General features: G+C 69.8%; 16 protein-coding genes. 5 read left to right on the top strand and 11 right to left on the bottom strand.

Annotated features, from left to right (window positions below; genetic code table 11):
• Positions 1-111: 111 nt before the first annotated feature.
• Positions 112-1,425 carry a sugar ABC transporter substrate-binding protein gene (locus ACESK8_RS13425; RefSeq protein WP_372969068.1) on the bottom strand — a complete coding sequence of 438 codons (1,314 nt, stop codon included), beginning with the start codon at positions 1,423-1,425 and terminating at the stop codon, positions 112-114.
• A gap of 80 nt (positions 1,426-1,505) precedes the next feature.
• Positions 1,506-2,741: an aminotransferase class V-fold PLP-dependent enzyme gene (locus ACESK8_RS13420; protein WP_372969067.1), complete on the bottom strand. Its 1,236-nt coding sequence runs from the start codon at positions 2,739-2,741 to the stop codon at positions 1,506-1,508.
• Positions 2,742-2,905: 164 nt separating this feature from the next.
• Here ACESK8_RS13420 and ACESK8_RS13415 point away from each other — a divergent pair, with 164 nt between their 5' ends.
• Positions 2,906-3,625 carry a FadR/GntR family transcriptional regulator gene (locus ACESK8_RS13415; RefSeq protein WP_372969066.1) on the top strand — a complete coding sequence of 240 codons (720 nt, stop codon included), beginning with the start codon at positions 2,906-2,908 and terminating at the stop codon, positions 3,623-3,625.
• Positions 3,626-3,802: 177 nt separating this feature from the next.
• Here ACESK8_RS13415 and ACESK8_RS13410 read toward each other — a convergent pair whose 3' ends face one another.
• The 6 genes from ACESK8_RS13410 to ACESK8_RS13385 all read right to left on the bottom strand — a co-directional run bounded on the left by ACESK8_RS13410 (position 3,803) and on the right by ACESK8_RS13385 (position 8,731).
• Entirely contained in the window at positions 3,803-4,315 is a 513-nt protein-coding gene (locus ACESK8_RS13410) for a glycine cleavage system protein R (RefSeq protein ID WP_372969065.1), read from the bottom strand.
• A gap of 134 nt (positions 4,316-4,449) precedes the next feature.
• Positions 4,450-5,508: a PLP-dependent cysteine synthase family protein gene (locus ACESK8_RS13405; RefSeq protein WP_372969064.1), complete on the bottom strand. Its 1,059-nt coding sequence runs from the start codon at positions 5,506-5,508 to the stop codon at positions 4,450-4,452.
• 22 nt (positions 5,509-5,530) lie between these two features.
• Positions 5,531-6,511, bottom strand: coding sequence for a hypothetical protein (locus ACESK8_RS13400; protein WP_372969063.1), 981 nt, complete (start codon positions 6,509-6,511; stop codon positions 5,531-5,533).
• A gap of 42 nt (positions 6,512-6,553) precedes the next feature.
• Positions 6,554-7,357 carry a GntR family transcriptional regulator gene (locus ACESK8_RS13395; protein WP_372969062.1) on the bottom strand — a complete coding sequence of 268 codons (804 nt, stop codon included), beginning with the start codon at positions 7,355-7,357 and terminating at the stop codon, positions 6,554-6,556.
• A 1-nt stretch (position 7,358) separates the two neighbouring features.
• On the bottom strand, positions 7,359-7,763 hold the full coding sequence (rbsD, locus tag ACESK8_RS13390; RefSeq protein WP_372969061.1) for a D-ribose pyranase: 405 nt from the start codon (positions 7,761-7,763) through the stop codon (positions 7,359-7,361).
• A 17-nt stretch (positions 7,764-7,780) separates the two neighbouring features.
• Positions 7,781-8,731: a ribokinase gene (locus tag ACESK8_RS13385; RefSeq protein WP_372969060.1), complete on the bottom strand. Its 951-nt coding sequence runs from the start codon at positions 8,729-8,731 to the stop codon at positions 7,781-7,783.
• Between the two features lie 107 nt (positions 8,732-8,838).
• On the opposite strand from ACESK8_RS13385, the gene ACESK8_RS13380 reads away from it, so the two are divergent.
• The gene (locus ACESK8_RS13380) at positions 8,839-9,501 is read left to right on the top strand and encodes a transaldolase family protein (protein WP_372969059.1); all 663 of its coding nucleotides are present in this window, start codon (positions 8,839-8,841) and stop codon (positions 9,499-9,501) included.
• 116 nt (positions 9,502-9,617) lie between these two features.
• Here the strand turns inward: ACESK8_RS13380 and ACESK8_RS13375 are convergent, their stop codons facing one another.
• Positions 9,618-10,295 (bottom strand): FadR/GntR family transcriptional regulator, encoded by a 678-nt coding sequence (locus tag ACESK8_RS13375; protein WP_060926306.1) that lies wholly within the window; start codon positions 10,293-10,295, stop codon positions 9,618-9,620.
• 47 nt (positions 10,296-10,342) lie between these two features.
• Here ACESK8_RS13375 and ACESK8_RS13370 point away from each other — a divergent pair, with 47 nt between their 5' ends.
• Positions 10,343-11,323 (top strand): amidohydrolase, encoded by a 981-nt coding sequence (locus tag ACESK8_RS13370; RefSeq protein WP_372969058.1) that lies wholly within the window; start codon positions 10,343-10,345, stop codon positions 11,321-11,323.
• Between the two features lie 496 nt (positions 11,324-11,819).
• Here ACESK8_RS13370 and ACESK8_RS13365 read toward each other — a convergent pair whose 3' ends face one another.
• Both ACESK8_RS13365 and ACESK8_RS13360 read right to left on the bottom strand, forming a co-directional pair.
• Complete coding sequence (locus tag ACESK8_RS13365; RefSeq protein ID WP_372969057.1) at positions 11,820-12,593, bottom strand: SDR family NAD(P)-dependent oxidoreductase; 774 nt, start codon at positions 12,591-12,593, stop codon at positions 11,820-11,822.
• Entirely contained in the window at positions 12,575-13,435 is an 861-nt protein-coding gene (locus ACESK8_RS13360) for a fumarylacetoacetate hydrolase family protein (RefSeq protein ID WP_372969056.1), read from the bottom strand. Before ACESK8_RS13360 ends, ACESK8_RS13365 begins: the two co-directional genes overlap by 19 nt.
• A 134-nt stretch (positions 13,436-13,569) precedes the next feature.
• Between ACESK8_RS13360 and ACESK8_RS13355 the strand changes: the two genes are divergently transcribed.
• Together ACESK8_RS13355 and ACESK8_RS13350 are read left to right on the top strand one after the other, a co-directional pair.
• Positions 13,570-14,865, top strand: coding sequence for an L-fuconate dehydratase (locus tag ACESK8_RS13355; protein WP_372969055.1), 1,296 nt, complete (start codon positions 13,570-13,572; stop codon positions 14,863-14,865).
• Positions 14,852-15,817 (top strand): aldo/keto reductase, encoded by a 966-nt coding sequence (locus ACESK8_RS13350; protein ID WP_372969054.1) that lies wholly within the window; start codon positions 14,852-14,854, stop codon positions 15,815-15,817. Before ACESK8_RS13355 ends, ACESK8_RS13350 begins: the two co-directional genes overlap by 14 nt.
• Positions 15,818-16,124: the final 307 nt, after the last annotated feature.

The raw sequence follows: 16,124 nt of genomic DNA, 5'->3' as shown, positions 1-16,124 counted from the left end.
CAGCAGCGTCAGCGCGTGGCGGCCACGGAAGGGGCGGCGCCGGCGGGATGCCGGGGAGGCCCCGCCGGCGGTGCCGACGGAGCCCCCTTCGAGAGTGGTCCGGGTCACGGATCAGCCCTTTTCCGCCGCGTACTTCTCGGTCCAGAAGGTGTCCCACGACTCGAGCAGCTCGCTCGTCGACATGTTGCCGAGCAGCACGTTCTGCACGTCCTGGTCGGACTTCTGGATCCACTCGGTCCACCAGCTGACACCGCGCGGCTGACGCACGTTGACGTACGTCTCCGGGTCCTCGGTCATCGTGACGTAGCTCGTCCACGGGCCCGAGGAGTAGAACTCGTCGTCAGCGGCCTCCGAGATGATCGGGACGAGGCTGTTGGCCTGGGCGAACTCGGTCGCGGGCTCGGCGGACGAGAGGAACTCGACGAGCTTGACCGCGGCATCCTGGTGCTCGCTCTTCTCCGCGACACCCCAACCGGCGACGGCCAGCGGCTGCGCGGCCTTGCCAGAGGGGCCGACGAGCAGCGGAGCGGTGTCCCACTGGTCCTCGGTCAGCGACGAGTCCTGAACCGTGGCGATCACCTCGGGGTCCTGCAGCAGGAACGCGGTGGTGCCGTTCGTGAAGCCCGCGACCATCTCGGGGTAGCCCCACGAGACGGCGGACGGCGGGGAGGCCTTCTTGAAGAGGTCGAAGTAGTCGTCGACGGCATCCTGCGCCTCGGGGGCGGCGAAGATGGTCGACCCGTCCTCCATCAGGAACGCGTCGTCGACGTCGAGGTCGTCGATCGTGTACGCCTCGATCGCGGCGACGACGTTGCTGTTGGCGTTCTGACCGCCGCGGAACGCGTACCCGTAGATGTTGTTCGAGGGGTCCTGGATGGCGCTGGCCTGCTCGAGCAGATCCTTCCAGCTGTGCGGAGGACCGTCGAAGCCCGCCGCCTCGACGAGGTCGGTGCGGTAGAACAGCGAGAGTCCGTAGAAGCCGTACGGCACGAAGTAGCTCTTGCCGTCCGCGGCCACCGATGCGGACTGCGCGTTGTCGGTCAGAGCATCCCAGCCGTCCCACTTCTCGAGGTCGCCCGAGAGGTCGTGCAGCCAGCCGTTGTTGGCGAACGGGCCGACGGTGATGTCGCGGACCTCGAGGACGTCGACGCCCTTGCCGGACTGCAGCATCTGCTGGATCTTCTGGTCGGCCTGCTCGGTGGGCGGCGAGACCAGGTTGACCTTGATCTCGGGGTTCTCCTTCTCGAACTCGTCGAGGAGGCCGCGGATCAGGTCGGTGCGAGCAGGGTTGGTCAGGCTCTCGACCATCTGCAGGGTGACGGTGCCGTCGGCGGATTCGCCGCCGCCTGCAGAGCAGCCGGTGAGCGCGAGCGCGGCGACGGTGCCGAGTCCCGCGGCGGTCGTCAAGATTCTGTTCTTCTTCACGAGGTGCCTCTCAATTGGTGTGGTGGTGGGGGTCGGGTAGGTGGTGGGGTGGATCGGGTGGTGCGGTCGGGTCAGGCGGGTCAGGAGACGATGATCGAGTCGGCGGTGCGGATGCCGGCGCGGCGCAGGATCTGCGGGATGCAGCGCTCGACGAACGCCTCGAAGTCCGACGCTTCGGTGTACAGGTGCGCCGAGAGGCGGAAGTAGCCGACTCCGCGGAAGCTCGTGAACGCCGTCTCGACGCCGGTCTCGTCGAGCAGGTCCATGCGCAGGGCGTCGGCCTCCTCACGGGTGGAGCCGAGACCGAGGGGCAGCCGGACCAGTCGCATCGACGGCACGGGGGACGGCAGTGGCGTGAGTGGGTCTTCGTCACCGTAGGGCCGCAGACCCTCGGCGATGATCTCGGCTCCGGCATCCGCCATCTGCGCCATCGCCTGGCGGGCGTTGTGCCAGCCGAACTCGGCCTCGATGAACTCGATCGAGGCGGGGGTGGCGAGGTAGGTCGTCGCATCGATCGTGCCCTGGGTGTCGAAGCGCTCAGGGTAGGCCTCGTTCGCCGCCCACGAGTCGATCAGCGGCCAGAGGTCGTCGCGGTCGGGAGCGGTCGTCACGAGCAGGGCCGAGCCGCGCGGGGCGCACGGCCACTTGTGAAGGTTCCCGAACCACCAGTCGCCGCCGGCGATAGCCGCGGCATCCGGAATGAGACCGGGGGCGTGCGCTCCGTCGACGAGCGTGCGAATGCCGCGCTGCGCCGCGAGTTCGGCGATGCGCCGGGTCGGCAGCACGCGAGCGGTGGGGGAGGTGATCTGGTCGACGACGATCAGGCGGGTGGTCGGGGTGAGCGCATCGGCGAAGCGCTGCACGACCTCGTCGTCGGAGGCGAGCAGCGGCAGCTCGACCGCGCGGACGGATGCGCCGAAGCGGCGGGCCAGGCGCTGCGCGCCCATCGTGATCGCGCCGTAACCCTGGTCGGTGACGAGGATCTCGTCGCCGCGCTCGAGGCGCAGGGCGTTGTAGACGACGGTCGCGGCGGCCGAGGCGTTCGGCACGAAGACACTGTCCTCGGCGTGGGCGCCGAGGAACGGAGCGGTGCGCTCGCGCGCGTCGCGCACTCGCTCGGCGATGCGCGGGAACCACTCGACCGGGCTGAGGTCGGCGCGGCGGCGCAGGGCATCCTGCTGCTCGACGACGGCTGTGGGAACCGCGCCGAAGGATCCGTGGTTCAGGTGGATCACCCCAGGGTCGAGGGGCCACGCATCACGGGCTCGCATGCCGGAGTTCAGCGTGAGCGGTGCGGGGAAGAGTGGTGCGGGCATCGGTCCTCGTCGGTGCGTCGGGGGAGTTGTTGCACAACTTTGCCACACGGCTTCCGAAATGGCTACGAAAACGTGATGATGAAACATAGTTGTCATACGAATTTGAGGAAGGGTCTGCATCCGACAGACTCGGCAGGGGGATCGGCGGTGTCAGGAGGATGACGATGAGCGCACTGGACACAGCGCTGCACGGACTGCGCGCGCTGATCGCCGACGGCGCGCTCCGCCCCGGGGATCGCCTGCCGAGCGAGGGCGAATTGTGCGAGACGCTCGGCGTCTCGCGAGGGTCGTTGCGTGAAGCCATCCGCATGCTGGCCGCACTCGGCGTGCTCGAGACCCGGCACGGCTCGGGCAGCTATGTGAGCGAGCTGCGGGCCGCCGACCTGATCGGCAGCCTGTCGCTCACGGTCGGGCTGCTGCCGATGGCCGGGGTGCTGGAGCTGACCGAGCTGCGCAGGGTGCTCGAACCGCATGCCGCGGCGCTCGCCGCCGCCCGCATCGACGCCGACACGATCGAGACGCTCAGCGGCGTGCTCGACGAGATCGAGGGCAGCGACGACTTCGAGGACCACTCGCGACTCGACCACGCCTTCCACATGACGATCTCGGAGGTGGCGGGCAACGACGCGCTCACGAGCCTGATCGACGTGCTGCGCTCACGCTCGCGGGCCTATCGGATCCCGGATGCCGGCGACGCGGCCGAGCTCAAGCTGCATTCGGATGCCGGGCACCGCGCGATCCTCCGCGGACTCGCCGCTGCCGATCCCGTCGCGGCGTCCGCTGCCGCATCCGCTCATGTGGCTCAGACCGAGTACTGGGTGCGGCGGTACACCGAGGCGGACACGCACGTGGGCACCGAGGGGCCGGCGGTCGAGACCGACTGAGCTCGTACCCTTCCGTGGGCGGCTGTGCCGGGATGCACAGATCGCCCCAGACTGCACAGGTGTGCGGTCGTTTCGTGTGCGGGGCGGGGCAACCTGTGCAGATCGGGCGCGAGGTCGGTGCAGATCGGGCGCGAGTGCTGTGCAGATCGGGCGCGAGTGGGGCGAGTGGAGTGCGGGTCAGGCGAGGGTGATGTCGACCTGGACCTCGGTGGCGATGCGCTCGAGGTCGCGGCGCAGCGCGTCGAGGTCGACCGACGCCGGCACCCTGGCCACCACCGACGCCTCGAACAGTCGTCCGCCGGCCATCGCGGCATCGCGGGTCTCGGTCGCCAGCTCCTCGATGCTGAGGTCGTGGGCGCTGAGCACTCCGGAGACCTCGCGGACGATGCCGGGGCGGTCGTTGCCGAGCACCTGGATCTCGAGCACCTGATCGGGCGCATCCTCAGACGGTGTGCCGGTGAGGACGGCGAGCGTCAGCAGTCCCTGACCCTGCAGGCCGCGCAGCGCGCGCTCGAGTTCCTCGGCGCGCTCAGGGGCGACGGACACCTCGATCACGCCGGCGAAGGTTCCGGCGAGCTCGGCCAGCGAGCTGTTCTCCCAGTTCCCGCCGTGGGCATCGACGACATCGGCGACGGCTGCGACGAGTCCGGGGCGATCGGCACCCGCGACAGTGAGGATGAGAGTAGTCATGCGGCCAGCGTAGCCGTACGGTCCTCTCGGCGGCGGTGCCACAACTCCGGAGATCGGCGTCGCGGGAGCGGCAGAAACCGTGTTCTCGGCGGACACTCGCCGGCATCTCCGGAGTTCTGGAATCTGAACGCGGGTCAGTCGACCCAGACGCCGGTGTCGAGGAAGTGATCGAGGCGGGCGCGGTGCGGAGCGAGGTCCCAGCCCTGCTCGGCGACCCACTCGTCGTTGAAGTAGGTGCCGGCGTAGCGGATGCCGCTGTCGCAGATCAGCGTGACGATGCTGCCGGTCTCCCCGGCGGCGCGCATGCGTGCGATCAGCTGGAACGCCCCGTACAGGTTGGTGCCCGTCGAGCCGCCGGCGAGGTGCAGGGTGCGCTCGCGGAGCATGCGGATCGCGGCGATCGAGCCCGCATCGGGCACCCGGATCATCTCGTCGATCACCGTCGGCACGAACGAGGCCTCGACCCGTGGGCGGCCGATGCCCTCGATGCGGCTGGGACGTCCGGCCGGCGCATCGACGGTGCCGGCCCAGCCGTCGTAGAACGCCGAGCCCTCGGGGTCGACGACGGCGATCTGCGTCTGGTGGCGCCGGTACTTCACATATCGGCCGAAGGTCGCGCTCGTCCCGCCGGTGCCGGCGCCCACCACGATCCAGCGCGGGATCGGATGCCGCTCCTGCGACAACTGGCTGAACACGCTCTCGGCGATGTTGTTGTTGCCGCGCCAGTCGGTCGCCCGCTCCGCGAACGTGAACTGGTCGAGGTAGTGCCCGTGGCACTCGGATGCCAGGCGCTGCGCCTCGGGAGACATGTCCTCTGCACGGTCGACGAAGTGACAGCGTCCGCCGTAGAACTCGATGAGGTCGACCTTCTCCTGACTCGTCGACCGGGGCACCACCGTGACGAACGGCAGCCCCAGCATCCGCGCGAAGTACGCCTCGGACACCGCGGTCGACCCGCTCGAGGACTCCACGAGGGTCGAATCCTCGGTGATGCGTCCGTTGACCAGGCCGTACAGGATCAGCGAGCGCGCGAGACGGTGCTTGAGTGATCCGGTCGGATGCACCGACTCGTCCTTGAGGTACAGGTCGATGCCCCACTCGGGCGGCAGGGGGAAGAGGTGCAGGTGCGTGTCCGCGCTGCGATTCGCGTCGGCCTCCAGCAGGGCGATCGCGGTGCTGGTCCAGTCGCTCATGCTCTCGAGCGTAACGCGAGCGTCACTCCTCGACGTATCCGCCCTCGCCGGTGGTGCCGTCGTACGTGAAGACCTTGTCTTCGAGAGTGATCTTGATGTCGTCGCCGAGCGGCTGCTGAGCGAGCAGGCGCTCCTCGAGCATCGTCATCCGCTCCTGATACTCCTGCGCCTGTGCCTCGTCGACGGCCCACAGGGTCGCCGACTTCATGTCGACGAGAAAGTACAGGAAGGCCGACACGGCGGTGCGGTTGAACTCGTTGTCGGGGATCTTCTCCCACAACGCCTCACTGTCTCGAAGCTGCTTGTACTCGTCGATCTTCGACTGCAGCACATCGGCGATCCCCGACGCATCTGCGTCACCGGGGTCATCGGACGGCGGATCCTCCGCAGGCGGTTCGTCGGAGTCGCCGTCGGAGCCGCCAGGAGCGGTCGGAACGACTGTCGGCACCGGAGCGGAGATCGGATCGGGCGCGCTGTTCAGCAGCAGCCCCACTGCGACGGCGATGCCGACGACGACGAGCACCACGAAAGCCGCGACGGCCGCGATGACGATGGCGACCGTCCTGCCGGAGCGCGAAGGGCGGCTCGGAGGCGCCGCGGGGTACGGATGCTCGGAACCGTAGGGGGCCGACGGCTGCTGCCCGACCGGGTATTGCCCTGGCTGCGCCGGATACTGGCCCGGCTGCCCTGAAGGATGCTGCGGTGGGTACTGCCCTGCCGGATGCTGCGGCGGGTACTGCCCGGCCTGCGGAGCCGAGCCATAGGGCGGCAGCGGCGGGGCGGGCGGTCCGAACGGGCCACCCGGTGCCGGCGGGTGCGGCGCGGGCGGGGCGGGCGGTCCGCTCAGTGGCGGCGCCAGCGGAACGGAGGATGCCAGGCCGCCAGGGGGTGCAGCCGGAGGCGGCGGGATGACAGCATCCGGATCCGAACCGTTCGAGTGCGCGTCGTCGACCATGGTGTTGCCCCCCTGCTCACGCCACCCGATGCGACGCGTGCTCCGCATTCAGGCTAGCGGGCACTGCCCAGGTGAGGTCAGCTCGCTCGCCTACCGCACGGTGCCCGCGCGAGAGGTGCTCCCGTCGCCGTCCACGTGCAGGAGGGATGCCTGGGACTGCTCCTGCTGCAGCTGGAACTCGAAGCGCGACCGATCACCGCGGTGGTGCGCCACGAAGTACTCCATCGGGATGCCGTCGGCCGCCCGGCTGACGCTCCGCAGCCGCAGCAGCGCCGATCCTGCGCTCACGCCCAGATGCTGCGCCTGCTCGTGCGTCGCGACGGTCGCCTCGGCCGAGCGCACGCCGCTCGTCGCCACGATTCCGTCGTCGGCGAGCAGTCGGTACAGCGACGCCTCCGACAGATCGACGCCGAGTGTGACCCGGCCGACCGGCTCGGGCATCCAGGTCGTGGACAGCGACCAGGGTTCGCCGTCGACGTGGCGCAGACGTTCGAGCACGACCACGGGCGCACCGACCTCGACCTCGAGCGCTGCGGCGATCTCGTCGTCGGCGAGGGTCTCCTCGTGCCGCAGCACGTCGCTGTGCACGTGACCTCCTCGACGTTCGACGTCGTCGTAGAGTCCGATCAGCGTGTGCACGAGGCTCTCGCTGGTGCGGGGCCGCGACACGAACGTGCCTTTGCCCTTCACGCGCTCGACGAGTCCTTCGTGCTCGAGCTGCGCGAGCGCCTGACGCACCACCGTGCGGGAGATGCCGTAGCGCTCGCACAGGCGGTGCTCCCCTGGCAGCGGGTCGCCCGGCTGCAGACCGTCGCGGGTGATGCCGTCGATGATCAGCTGCCGGAGCTGGTCGTACATGGGCGCCGCGGAGTGGCGGTCGATCGAGTCCTTCATCTCAGTACGCCACTCCCGCATGCAGGATCACGTTCGCGTAGGGGGTGAACTCGCCGGAGCGCACGAACGCGCGGGCGGAGTGGGTGAGCTCCTTGAACTCGACGTGCGGGATGAGCTCGATCTCGAAGTCCTCGTCGGCGAAGCGCTCGCGCAGGGCGGCCAGCACTTCGGGGCTCTTCTCGGCGACCTCCTCCGAGACGGTGGCGCCCTCGACGACGAGCTCGGCGAGGACCGTATCCAGCACGTCGAAGAAGGCCGGAGCACCGGGGCGATAGGCCAGGTCGATGCGCTCGGAACCCGGGGGGATGGGCAGCCCGGCATCCGTCACGACCAGCAGATCGGTGTGGCCGGTCTCGCTGATCACGCGGGACAGGGCGGGGTTGATGGTCGTCGCGGTCTTGCGCATGGTGTCTCCTCGGGATGTCAGTGTGCTTCTCGGGCGGCCAGGAACGCCTCGACCTCGGCGCGGAGCGGAAGGCTGGGCGACGCGCCCTGCTTCGTCACGGCGAGGGCACCGGCGGCGGTCGCGAGCCGTACGGCCTCCGTGAGGTCCCGGCCGTTCGCGAGGGCGGCGCCGAGGTATCCGGCGTAGGCGTCGCCTGCCGCAGTGGTGTCGACCGCCTCGACCGGGAATGGCGGGACGACGGATGCCCCCTCCGCCGTCACCACGCACGAGCCCTGGCCGGCGAGGGTGATCACGGCCGCACCGACACCGCGGTCGAGGAACCAGCGGCCCGCGACGGCGGCCGTGGCGGCATCCGTCACCTCGATGCCGCTCAGCACCGAGGCCTCGGTCTCGTTGGGAGTGACGATGTCGATGTTCGCCCAGACCGCGTCGTCGAGAGGAGCTGCGGGAGCGGGATCCAGGATGACCGTCATCCCGTGCTCGCGCCCCCGTGCGGTGATGTGCGCGGTCAGGGCCGACGGCGTCTCGAGCTGGGTGAGCAGCACCGAGGTCGCGGGGGCGAGCGCGGCCAGTGCGGCATCGATCTGCTCGGTACTGAGAGCTGCATTGGCCAAGGGCACCATCACGATGTCGTTCTGCGCCGACGCGTCGACGCGGATGTGAGCGATGCCCGTCGGGCCGGGCACGGTGCGCAGGTGGGTCAGGTCGACCCCGGCCTCGCTCAGCCCGTCGACGACCAGGTCGTGGAAGAGGTCGTCGCCGACGCATCCGACGAAGCTCGTGCGGGCGCCGGAGCGTCCGGCCGCGACCGCCTGGTTGGCGCCCTTGCCGCCGAGCATCAGGGTGAACTCGTCGCCGAGGATCGTCTCACCGCGTGCGGGAAGCCGGGTCGAGAAGGTCGTCACATCAGCGGTCACGCTGCCGACGATGACCACCCCGGTGCGATCGGGCGAGGCGGCGGCTGTCATGGCACTCCTGATCGTCGTCGATGCGGGGCGCTTTGACATCCTCCGCGGCTGTCATTACATTAGCCGAAACCCAACCTGTAACGACAGGTTGTGCCCGAGGAGACCCGATGACCGCGCTCGCCCCCCGCCTCTACGTCGACAGCGCGGACACCGACCGAGTCTCCTCGCTCCTCGCCGCGGGAGTGGTGCACGGCGTCACGACCAACCCGACCATCCTCGAACGCGGTGGTCGCACCGCCGCCGAGATCCCCGACCTCTACGCCCGGTGGACCGAAGAGGGCGCGCGCGAGATCTTCTTCCAGACCTGGGGCGGCGACACCGCCGCCTTCCTCCGCAACGCCGAGGGCATCCGGGCGCTGGGGGAGCGGGTCGTCGTGAAGGTGCCCGCGACGCGCGACGGGTTCGCCGCGGCATCCGCTCTGGTGCGCGACGGCGCGACAGTGCTGGTGACGGCGGTGTACACGGTGGGGCAGGCGCTGGCCTGCGCTTCGATCGGCGTGCAGTACATCGCCCCGTACCTCGGGCGGATGCGGGATGCCGGGATCGACGGCGACGCGGTGATCGCCCGGATGCAGGAGGTCTGCGCGGGCAGCTCGTCGAACGTGCTCGCCGCGAGCCTGCGCTCGCCTGACGACATCACCGGACTGCGCCTGGCCGGAGTGCCGTACTTCACGGCCGCGCCCGATGTGATCGAGCAGCTGCTGTTCCACGAGGTCAGCGACAGCTCGGCCGCGGAGTTCGACGCGGCGATGGGGCGTCTCGGGGCCTGATGCTCGGGCCGCCTCGTTCACGACTCAGCATGGGTGCGGCCGTCGGCGGACTGGCTCCGCGCGTTTCCGCGGTTCCGCGGTCGTCGAGGATGCGTCTGTGCTGAGAAGTGAACGACTCAGGCGGATGCCGCTTGGCGCAGCCACCGCTCGACACCGGCGATGTGCGCGGTCGCGAGCGAGGTCGCGAGACCGGAATCCCGCCGGGCGATGGCGTCCGCGATCGCCCGATGCTCCGACAGGGTGCGCTCCACGGCGCCGCCCTCGGTGAGACCCCGCCAGACGCGCGCGCGGACGGTCTGGCTGCTCAAGTGCTCGATGAGGCTCGCGAGGTAGGCGTTGCCCGCCATCGCGACGATCTCCCGGTGGAAGCGGATGTCGTGCTCGACCAGCGCCTCGATGCTGACGGTCGGGTCGATGGAGTCGACCTCGCGCTCGAGCTCCCCGATCGCATCGTCGCTGCCGAGGGTCGCCGCGAGGCCGGTGGCCTGGGACTCCAGCATCCGCCTGACCGCGAAGATCTCGAGCATCGAATCGTCGTCGTGCATGTCGACGACGAACGAGATCGCCTCCAGCAGCAGGTGCGGCTCCAGGCTGGTCACATAGGTGCCGTCGCCGCGGCGCACATCGAGGACGCGGATCACCTCGAGCGCCTTGACCGCCTCGCGCATCGAGTTGCGGGAGAGTCCCAGCCGTTCGGAGAGCTCCTTCTCCGGGGGCAGCCGATCGCCGGGGGCGAGTTCGCCCGACACGATCATCGCTTTGATCTTCTCGATCGCATCGTCTGTCACTGCCATGGCGTCATCCTAGCCATTCATCGGATGTCTGGGGCAGGATGGTGGACATGCGCGTACTCGATTCGCACCTGCACCTCTGGGATCCCGAGATCCTGCACTACACCTGGCTCGAGGGGCCGCTGGCCTGGCTGTTCGGTCGGACCGAGATCGAGCACGCCCGGCTCGAACGGGCCACCACGGAGCACTCGATCTTCGTGCAGGCCGAGACGATCGAAGACGACTTCCTCGACGAGGTGCGCTGGGTGGCTGGTCTCGCGCCCGCGATCGGCGTCGTCGGCATCGTCGCCGGTGCACGGCTGGACCGCGGCACCGATACGACCGCGCATCTCGAAGGACTCGCAGCCGAGCCGCTCGTCGTCGGCGTGCGGCACAACCTGCAGGGGGAAGCAGACGGGCTGGCGGTCTCCGCGGGCTTCGTGACCGGGGCCAGGGAGGTCGCCGCACGCGGCTGGACCTTCGACGCCTGCGTCCGTGCGTCGCAGCTGCCCGAGATCTCGCGCCTCGCCGGAGCGGTGCCCGAGCTGCGGATGGTGCTCGACCACCTCGGCAAGCCCGAGGTGGGAACGGCAGGCGCTCCGGCCGCGCCGACGATGGAGTGGGTGCGCGACCTCGACGACCTCGCGCGGCATCCGAACGTCTGCTGCAAGCTCTCGGGGCTGCCGGCCGAAGCCGGAGGGGACTGGTCGCCCGCGCAGCTGGAGCCGTTCCTCGACGCCGCCGCCGACGCCTTCGGAGCGGAGCGACTGCTCTGGGGCAGCGACTGGCCGGTGTCGGTGATCGGCCCGCCCGAGGCGGGCGACCCGTACGCGAACGAAGACGGGTCACCGATGTATCAGCCGACGGCGCGCAGCCGGTGGGCGGATACCGTGATCGCCTGGGCCGACCGCCGGGGACACGACGTCGACGCGATCCTGTGGCGCAACGCCGAGGAGTTCTACCGGGTAGGGGAACGCCGGACGCACGCGGATGCGCGGGAGGAACGGCCCCGTCGCGGCATCTTCGGGTGGCTGCGGGGCGACCGCTCGTAGGCCGTCGTTCGGCGGTCGTCGTTCGTCGTTCGTCGTTCGTCGGTCGTCGTTCGTCGGTCGTCGTTCGTCGGTCGTCGTTCGTCCCGAATCGTCCGTCCCGAATTGCACGTCCCGGATCGCCCGTCCCGGATTGCACAGTGGGCCCCGAATCGCACAGCCCCCGTCGGGGATCGTGTGCGAATCGGGGCCCACTGTGCTGTTCGGGACCGGAAATGGGCCCGGGCCGGGGACTGGGACCGGATCCGGACCGGATCGGGACCGGATCGAGACCGGAATCGGGACCGGACCGGGGTCGGGGAGCGGGACCGGAAACGGGACCGGAAATGGGCCCGGATCGGGGACTGGGACCGGATCGGGACCGGATCGGGACCGGATCGGGACCGGAAATGGGCCCGGGCCGGGGACTGGGACCAGATCGGGACTGGGTCGGGACCGGAAACGGACCGGAAGCGGGTCTGGAGTCGGTGCCGAACCCGGACTGGGCCCGGCCCGGAACTCAGCTGCCGACGGGGCGCAGCCGCAGCTGCGCCATGCCGCCGTCGACCTCGATGAACGTGCCGGTGGTGGATCCGGCATCCGGGCTGACGAGGTAGGCGACGGCTGCCGCGACCTCGTCCGGCGACACCAATCGGCCGTGCGGCTGGCGAGCCTCGAGCGCGGCGCGCTCGGCAGCCGGGTCGTCGGCCGAGTCGAGCAGCCTCCCGACCCAGGGAGTGTCGGCGGTGCCGGGGTTCACGGCGTTGACGCGGATGCCTTCGCGCAGGTGGTCCGCCGCCATGGCGCGGGTCAGCGCCGAGACCGCACCCTTCGACGCGCTGTACAGCGCGCGCTGCGGAAGGCCCGTGGTGGAGGCGATGGATGCCGTGTTGCAGACCGCCGCGCTCGGGGACTTCTTGAGCCAGGGCAGCGCCGCCGCGGTGACGCGGGCGATGCCGGTGACGTTGATCGAGAGGACCCGCGCCCACTCGTCGTCGTCGTTCGCGCTGATGTCGCCCTGCGCGCCGACGCCGGCGTTGTTGACCACGATGTCGATGCGGCCGAACCTCTCGGCGACGGCGGTCACGGCGGCATCCACCGACGCGCGGTTCGACACGTCGGCCGTGAACGCCGCGAAGGCGGCATCCGCTCCCGAGGTGTCGCGGTCGAGCACCGCGATCTGCGCGCCGTCGGCGTGCAGGCGTGCGGCGATGGCCGCGCCGATGCCGGATGCCCCGCCGGTGACGATCGCGACGAGTCCGTCGAGTGCGCTGCTCACTTCTGTGCCTCCCATGCCACGAACTCCTGGCGCTGATGCCCGAGTCCTTCGATCTCGATGTCCACGACGTCACCCGCCTTGAGGTACGGGAACTTCCCGCCGAAGGCGACGCCCTGCGGCGTGCCCGTGAGGATGAGGTCGCCGGGCTCCAGGGCGACGTACTGCGACAGGTGGTGCACGATCGCGCGCACGTCGAAGATCATGTCGTTCGTGTTCGAGTCCTGTCGCGGCTCGCCGTTGACCCAGCTGCGCAGCTGCAGGTCGTCGACGTCGACCTCGTCGGGGGTGACCAGCCACGGGCCGGTCGGGTTGAAGCCGGGCGCGATCTTGCCCTTCGACCACTGTCCGCCGGAGACCTCCATCTGGAAGGCGCGCTCCGAGACGTCGTTGGTGGCGACGTAACCGGCGATGTGGGCGTCGGCCTCGTCCGGAGAGTCGAGGTACGAGGCGCGGGCGCCGATCACGATGCCCAGCTCCACCTCCCAATCGGTCTTCTCGCTGCCGCGCGGGATCGTGACCGCATCGTCAGGGCCGACGACCGTGTTCGGCGTCTTCAGGAACATGATCGGCACGGTCGGCGGCTCCGCCCCGGATTCGCGAGCGTGGGCCGCGTAGTTCTGGCCGATGCAGATGACGGCGCTGGGGCGGGCGATCGGCGCTCCGATACGCATCCCCGCTGCGCCCTCGAGCTCCGGGAGCTCACCGGCGGCGCGGGCGGCCTCGACGCGGACGCGGAAGTCTCCGGCCAGGAAGTCGCCGTGCACATCGGATGTCACGGGACGCAGATCGAGGTACTGCTCGCCCTCGATGAGCACCGGGATCTCGGCGCCGGACGGGCCTAGGCGTGCGAACTTCATGTCTCTCCTGATCAGTGCGGTGTTCATGGGGCGCGGGCGCGTCAGCGCGGCCCGTCTCGTTGACAGTATAGACATCCGATGTTTACACTCCAAGAGATCTGCACGAATCCCCACCCCGTGCACGAGAGGACCCCGTGAGCCGCATCGTCGCCCTCGACACGACCGACATCCGCTTCCCGACATCGTTGAGCCTGGACGGGTCGGACGCCATGAACCCCGACCCCGACTACTCGGCGGCGTACGTCATCGTGCGCACGGATGCCGAGGACGGCATCACAGGTCACGCCTTCGTCTTCACCATCGGCCGCGGCAACGACGTACAGGTCGCAGCGATCGACGCCCTCGCCGGACACCTGGTGGGGCGCGAGCTCGAACCGCTGCTCGACGACATGGGCACGACGTTCCGCGACATCATCGGCGACTCGCAGCTGCGCTGGCTCGGCCCCGAGAAGGGCGTCATGCACATGGCGATCGGCGCGGTCATCAACGCGCTGTGGGATATCAAGGCGAAGCGCGCCGGCCTGCCGCTGTGGCAGCTCCTCGCCAGGATGACGCCGGAGGAGATCGTCGATCTCGTCGACTTCCGCTACCTGACCAACGCCCTGACCCGGGAGGACGCGCTCGAGATCCTGCGGGCAGCCGAGCCGGGGCGCGCCGATCGCGAGCGGGAGCTGCTCGCGACCGGATACCCCGGCTACACGACCAGCCCGGGGTGGCTCGGATACTCCGACGAGAAGCTCGAGCGGCTCGCCCGCGAGGCGATGGCCGACGGCTTCACCCAGATCAAGCTCAAAGTCGGTGCCGACCTCGACGACGACATCCGCCGTTTCCGCACGGCCCGCGAGGTGTGCGGCCCCGACTTCCCCATCGCGATCGACGCCAACCAGCGCTGGGAGGTCTCGGAGGCGATCGAGTGGGTGAACGCGCTCGCCGAGTTCCACCCCGCCTGGATCGAGGAGCCCACCAGCCCCGACGACGTGCTCGGCCACGCCGAGATCGCCAGGGGGATCGCGCCGATCCGCGTCGCCACTGGCGAGCACGCGCAGAACCGCGTCATCTTCAAGCAGCTGCTGCAGGCCGAGGCGATCTCGGTGATGCAGATCGACGCGGTGCGGGTCGCCGGCGTCAACGAGAACATCGCCAACCTGCTGCTCGCCGCGAAGTTCGGCGTGCCGGTGTGCCCGCACGCCGGTGGCGTCGGCCTCTGCGAGGCGGTGCAGCACCTGTCGATGTTCGACTTCGTCGCCGTCACCGGCACCCGCGAGGGCAGGATGATCGAGTTCGTCGACCACCTGCACGAGCACTTCGTGATCCCCACCGACATCCGGGACGGCTCGTACATGGCCCCCGTCGCTCCCGGCTCGGGCATGGAGATGAAGGCGGAGAGCATCGCCGCGTACACGTGGACGGGGCAGCATGTCGGCATCTGATCGGCTGACGGTCCCGCGCCTCGGGTACGGGGCGGCCAACGTGGGCAACCTGTTCCGCGCGCTCAGCGACGACGAGGCCTGGGCCGTGCTCGACGCGGCCTGGGACAGCGGCATCCGCTTCTTCGACACGGCACCGCACTACGGGCTCGGCCTGTCGGAGCGGCGTCTCGGCGCATTCCTGCAGACCAAGCCGCGCGAGGAGTACGTACTCTCGACCAAGGTCGGTCGACTGCTGCGGCCGAACCCCGAGCACGCAGGCGGACTCGACACCGCGAATGACTTCCACGTCCCGGATGACCTCCAGCGCGTGTGGGACTTCTCTGCTTCGGGGATCCGTGCCAGCCTCGACGAGTCGCGCGAACGGCTGGGCCTCGAGCGCATCGACCTCGTCTACCTGCACGACCCGGAACGTCACGATCTCGACCTGGCGCTCGCCGAGGCGCTGCCGGCACTCGAGCAGCTGCGTCGCGATGGCGAGGTGACTGCGGTCGGTGTCGGCTCGATGGTGTCGGAGGCGCTCGCCGCCGCGGTGCGCTCGGCCGACCTCGACCTGATCATGGTCGCGGGACGGTACACGCTGCTCGAGCAGCCGGCCGCGGTCGACGTGCTGCCCGCCTGTCGGGGGACAGGCACCGGGATCGTGGCGGCATCCGTCTTCAACTCCGGACTGCTCGCGTCGAGCGAGCCGAAGCGCGACGGGCGGTACGAGTACGGTCAGCTGCCCGATGAGCTCTGGGAGCGGCTGGTGCGGATCGCCGCGGTCTGCGCCGCGCATGACGTGCCGCTGCCTGCGGCGGCGATCCAGTTCCCGCTGCAGTCGGATGTGGTGCGGTCGGTGGTGGTCGGGGGCAGTCGGCCGGCGCAGCTCACGCAGAATGCAGGATATGCGGCGCTCGAGATTCCCGACGCGCTGTGGGCCGAGCTCGCGGCGGAGGGCCTGATTCCGGCCTGAGCCGGACGGCGCGCGTACACAACTCAGCACAGGTCTGCGCTGGTGGGCGGTCTGGGGCCTCGGTGGCGCCATCAGTGCGGGTTCGTGCTGAGTTGTGAACCGAGCCTGCGCCATAACTCCGGATAGCCGGGGCGGAATGGTGGACTGAGACGCCCGGGCGTGAGTTCGACGTGTGCTTCTCCGGAGTTGTGGAAGCCGGACGGCGCGCGTACACAACTCAGCACAGGTCTGCGCTGGTGGGCGGTCTGGGGCCTCGGTGGCGCCATCAGTGCGGGTTCGTGCTGAGTTGTGAACCGAGCCTGCGCCA

It is taken from the genome of Microbacterium sp. (assembly GCF_041641055.1).
GTDB lineage: Bacteria > Actinomycetota > Actinomycetes > Actinomycetales > Microbacteriaceae > Microbacterium.
This window is presented reverse-complemented; position numbering and strand designations above follow the sequence as displayed.

Coding starts and splice junctions, on each gene's coding strand:
- ACESK8_RS13395 (WP_372969062.1), bottom strand. CDS start 7,357: ATGAAGGACTCGATCGACCGCCACTCCGCGGCGCCCATGTACGACCAG.
- ACESK8_RS13410 (WP_372969065.1), bottom strand. CDS start 4,315: ATGACTACTCTCATCCTCACTGTCGCGGGTGCCGATCGCCCCGGACTC.
- ACESK8_RS13350 (WP_372969054.1), top strand. CDS start 14,852: ATGTCGGCATCTGATCGGCTGACGGTCCCGCGCCTCGGGTACGGGGCG.
- rbsD (WP_372969061.1), bottom strand. CDS start 7,763: ATGCGCAAGACCGCGACGACCATCAACCCCGCCCTGTCCCGCGTGATC.
- ACESK8_RS13375 (WP_060926306.1), bottom strand. CDS start 10,295: ATGGCAGTGACAGACGATGCGATCGAGAAGATCAAAGCGATGATCGTG.
- ACESK8_RS13385 (WP_372969060.1), bottom strand. CDS start 8,731: ATGACAGCCGCCGCCTCGCCCGATCGCACCGGGGTGGTCATCGTCGGC.
- ACESK8_RS13365 (WP_372969057.1), bottom strand. CDS start 12,593: ATGGGAGGCACAGAAGTGAGCAGCGCACTCGACGGACTCGTCGCGATC.
- ACESK8_RS13400 (WP_372969063.1), bottom strand. CDS start 6,511: ATGCGGAGCACGCGTCGCATCGGGTGGCGTGAGCAGGGGGGCAACACC.
- ACESK8_RS13370 (WP_372969058.1), top strand. CDS start 10,343: ATGCGCGTACTCGATTCGCACCTGCACCTCTGGGATCCCGAGATCCTG.
- ACESK8_RS13380 (WP_372969059.1), top strand. CDS start 8,839: ATGACCGCGCTCGCCCCCCGCCTCTACGTCGACAGCGCGGACACCGAC.
- ACESK8_RS13405 (WP_372969064.1), bottom strand. CDS start 5,508: ATGAGCGACTGGACCAGCACCGCGATCGCCCTGCTGGAGGCCGACGCG.
- ACESK8_RS13415 (WP_372969066.1), top strand. CDS start 2,906: ATGAGCGCACTGGACACAGCGCTGCACGGACTGCGCGCGCTGATCGCC.
- ACESK8_RS13360 (WP_372969056.1), bottom strand. CDS start 13,435: ATGAAGTTCGCACGCCTAGGCCCGTCCGGCGCCGAGATCCCGGTGCTC.
- ACESK8_RS13420 (WP_372969067.1), bottom strand. CDS start 2,741: ATGCCCGCACCACTCTTCCCCGCACCGCTCACGCTGAACTCCGGCATG.